The organism is Roseateles sp., assembly GCF_049240545.1.
Lineage (GTDB): Bacteria > Pseudomonadota > Gammaproteobacteria > Burkholderiales > Burkholderiaceae_C > Paucibacter_A.
Genome location: NZ_JBMLSK010000129.1, coordinates 1 through 3,491, shown reverse-complemented (window position 1 = coordinate 3,491; position 3,491 = coordinate 1). Strand labels below are relative to the sequence as shown.

Below are 3,491 nucleotides of genomic sequence, written 5' to 3'. Positions count from 1 at the left end.
TGTCCAGCACCAGGCCTCGCACCACGGTCACGGTCTTGCCACCGCGGCCTTGCTTTTCGCGGCTGACGGCGGCTTCCGCACGCCGCGACGGGCCCGAATCGACCCACGGGAGTCACTCGGCTGGCGACCCTAGAGAAGTGGTTCGAGCGACGACCTCTACGCCGCCTCACGAGTCGCCTCAAGGGGTCATGACATCAAGCGTCGGGAAGCAGGTCTTGAAACGGCTGGCGTCCCGGGTCAGCAAGGGCCAGCCCTCGACGGCAGCATGGGCTCCGATGAAGAAGTCGGGCAGCACCTGCCCCTTGCTGCCGCCACGCCGTCGGGTTTGCGCGTAAGCCCTGGCTGCCAGGAAGAGGGCTGGCCGAGGAATCTCGCGCAGCCCCAGCTCCATGGTGAGCACCACGTCGTCAAGATCTTCAAGCGTCGAAAACGACAATGACATCTCAGCGTAGATGACCGGGTTGATGACCAAGGCATGCAGTTTGGCCTGCGCGCGCAACTGCGCGGTCGACCAGTCGGCCCATTGCGGGTCGTCTTGCAATACGTCCACCAGGACGTTGGTATCAACCAGCACCATCAATCGTTCGCGCGCAGCAGCTTCATCAATTCATCGGTGCGCCAGGGCACATCCGCGCGACCCCGAACTGCATCGAACCGGTCGCGGGCTGGGGTGCGCGCGCGTCCCGCGGGCCGTGCTGGGTGAAGAACCACTTCGCCTGCCGCGTTGACCGAGAACTCAACAGGTGCTCCCGGCACCAAATGCATCGCATCGCGGATGCGCTTGGGAATCGTGACCTGCCCTTTGCTGGTCAGTGTCGTCGTCATACACGTCCCCCATGAGTGTTACCAGCCAACCACACGGTAATACATCCGAGGCTGGGAGGGCATTCAAACGACTCGGCGAAGGACTGCTGTCTCTCTGACCGACTGTCTGCTTCTGGCCGACAGCGGGTATGGGAAGGTTCCCACGCGTGGCTGCTGCCTGGATGGGTCAGTGGAAGTCTTCCTCGCGTTGATGGCGTGCGCCGATCACGAGCACCAACCCGGGCGAGCGGATGTCGAAGCGCAGGATGTAGCCGGTGGTGCCGAACGGGATGATGAGTTCGCGCAGAGTCGACCGGGCTCCAACCTTGCGATAGCTGTACGGCGTTGTCGACAGGTGGCTCAATGCGGCTTGCCGGATCACCTCGATCGCCTCTTCAGCCATGTCGAGTTCTTCGAGCGTTTCGGCACGATCGAGCAGGAAGTCGTAGAGCCGCATCAGATCATCTTCAGCGCCCTGCGTGAACTCGACGACGTAGCTCATCCGCCCAGTTGCTTGCGACGCTTGGCCAGTTTGGATTCAAGCTTGGCGATGACCTGGGCGGCGGGTATGGAGACACCTGTGCGCTCGTACTCGGCCAGGGATGCGTCGCATCGCGAAGCGAAGTCAGTCTGGACGCGCCGGTACTCGACAGCGTTGCGCACGGCAACCTCGACGAAGTCGGACAGTGTTTCGCCAGGGAGAAGTACAGAGTCAAGGCTTGCACGCAGCTGGGACTCGACACGGACTTGGGGGATGACAGCGTCTTTCATGGTGTCATCGTAGTACATACGCACTACGCCCTCAAGCCCCGTTCACGCTGGAGATTTCGGCCGGTCGAACTCCCTGAAGCTGCCGTTTGTCACCGGCAGCACCTGGCCGGGCCCGGGTCTGCGATGGGATGGCCGTAACCTGCCCTTCGCAGGGACACTGAAATCAGGTGGAGGTCAGCTTCCTGGAACAGCCGCGAATTGGTTGACCCGGCCAGGAGGGGTCACTCGTCACCGGCTGCTTGCTGTAGACCCCGTGGTGCGCCTTGCCCCCATAGCAGTCCAACATACAGCCGCGAGTATCTACGGGCAGAGTCGCGATCCGCGATGCAAGCGTATCGACTGGCGTAGCCGAATGGTCACTGGGACAGGGGGACAGGCGCCCATCGCCTGCGACGACCTTAGCGCTGTGTTTCACGTTTCGCGTACCATTGACCGCGGTGATGGTTGATGCGGCGAACAAGCAGCGTACGCTGCTGAGTGCATCTCGGTGCATCTCGGCGCGGAACTCGACAAACAGCGACGTACGGCTTGCGCATGGCCGAATGAAGGGCTGCTGGGCCGACAATGGATTAGCACATTGGGTGCGGACCTACGCAAGCGGGGCAGCCGTCATCTCCGGTCGTGAGACGAGTCCCAACGATGAACAACAAGCACATCGAACGGGTTTAGCGGGCAATGGCAGGTACACGACGGTTCGTCAAAGTATTTCTTGCTTCTCCTGGCGATCTGGCTGAAGAACGCAAGGTTGCCAAAGCAATCGTTGACGATTTCAACAGTCAGTTGGCGGACGCGCTCGGATATCAGGTCGAGTTGGTCGGCTGGGAAGACACGCTGCCCGGAGTCGGCCGGCCGCAAGCGATCATCAATCGCGATCTTGACGGATGCGATCTCTTCGTTGGCATGCTTTGGAAGCGCTGGGGTACCCCGCCGGGGACTGAGCACTACACGTCCGGTTTCGAGGAAGAGTTCAACCGGTCGATGACCCGAAACGCGCAGGAGGGTCGCCCTGAGATCAACCTCCTACTGAAGGATCTTGACGCTGCGTCGCTCGCTGACCCAGGGGATCACCTCAAGAAGGTCATCGCATTCAAAGACCAAGTCTTTGCCGAGAGGAAGCTTTTGGCAGTGACCTTCGCGGACGTGCGTGACTTCGAAGGTAAGTTTCGGAAGTGCATCCAGGGATACGTCATCGCACTTGCCAACAAGGACAAAGCGTCAGAGTCCGAGAAAGATCAAGCACCTGCTGCGGAGACGCAAACCACGCCAACAACCGAGCCAGGGCCGACGACTCCACTGTCCGTCGAAGGTGCAAAGTTCCTGCGAAGTTTCTTAAGTACGGCCGAGAAAGCGACAGACGAGCATCCCCTGGCCGCCGACGAAGTGGCGCGGGTCAGATTGCTTTCCGTCATCGCGGCTGTACACGGCAACGATCAGCAGTCACTTGGGCCGCACGACGCGAACCTTCTGTTCAAGGCGCGGACGAAGTTTGTCTTCGGCCAGCGCGAGCTTAATGGACTGCTTAACGTCGGCTTGGCGCACTTCCAACACGAAAACGTGCCTGTTTGGTACTGGCTTGCATCGGTCGATGGTTTTAACAACAACATGCTGCCCATTTGCTCTGTGGTCGGTACTACTGACAGGCGTGTCGGCGCGCTGAGAGCCATGCGCCTGATCGCGGAACCGATCGTCGAGGGGCCGCACTTTGGCCGCCAGGAGATCGTTCCACTGTGGTTTGCGAAGGAAGTCGAAACCGCTGTGCGTGTGGCTGCTTTGGAGTATCTGGGCGAATGTGGACAACCGTCAGACCTGTCCTCCATCAATGAAGAGTTCGCCCGGAACGAAACGCAGACTACTAGCGCCGCGGCTAACTGTCATGTCCCAGGTGGGACACCCCGGACGATGGAAGACACTTGAGG

At 60.6% G+C, this 3,491-nt stretch carries 5 protein-coding genes; 1 reads left to right on the top strand and 4 read right to left on the bottom strand.

What is annotated here, in order from left to right; translation table 11 throughout:
- Window positions 1-178 precede the first annotated feature (178 nt).
- The 4 genes from ACOVRJ_RS08600 to ACOVRJ_RS08585 form a co-directional block, all read right to left on the bottom strand.
- Entirely contained in the window at window positions 179-577 is a 399-nt protein-coding gene (locus tag ACOVRJ_RS08600) for a type II toxin-antitoxin system VapC family toxin (protein ID WP_422043463.1), read from the bottom strand.
- Entirely contained in the window at window positions 577-825 is a 249-nt protein-coding gene (locus ACOVRJ_RS08595; protein ID WP_422043462.1) for an AbrB/MazE/SpoVT family DNA-binding domain-containing protein, read from the bottom strand. Before ACOVRJ_RS08595 ends, ACOVRJ_RS08600 begins: the two co-directional genes overlap by 1 nt.
- A 166-nt stretch (window positions 826-991) precedes the next feature.
- Window positions 992-1,306 (bottom strand): type II toxin-antitoxin system RelE/ParE family toxin, encoded by a 315-nt coding sequence (locus tag ACOVRJ_RS08590; protein ID WP_422043461.1) that lies wholly within the window; start codon window positions 1,304-1,306, stop codon window positions 992-994.
- Entirely contained in the window at window positions 1,303-1,593 is a 291-nt protein-coding gene (locus tag ACOVRJ_RS08585) for a YlcI/YnfO family protein (protein ID WP_422043460.1), read from the bottom strand. Before ACOVRJ_RS08585 ends, ACOVRJ_RS08590 begins: the two co-directional genes overlap by 4 nt.
- 657 nt (window positions 1,594-2,250) lie before the next feature.
- On the opposite strand from ACOVRJ_RS08585, the gene ACOVRJ_RS08580 reads away from it, so the two are divergent.
- Entirely contained in the window at window positions 2,251-3,489 is a 1,239-nt protein-coding gene (locus ACOVRJ_RS08580) for a DUF4062 domain-containing protein (RefSeq protein ID WP_422043459.1), read from the top strand.
- Window positions 3,490-3,491: the final 2 nt, after the last annotated feature.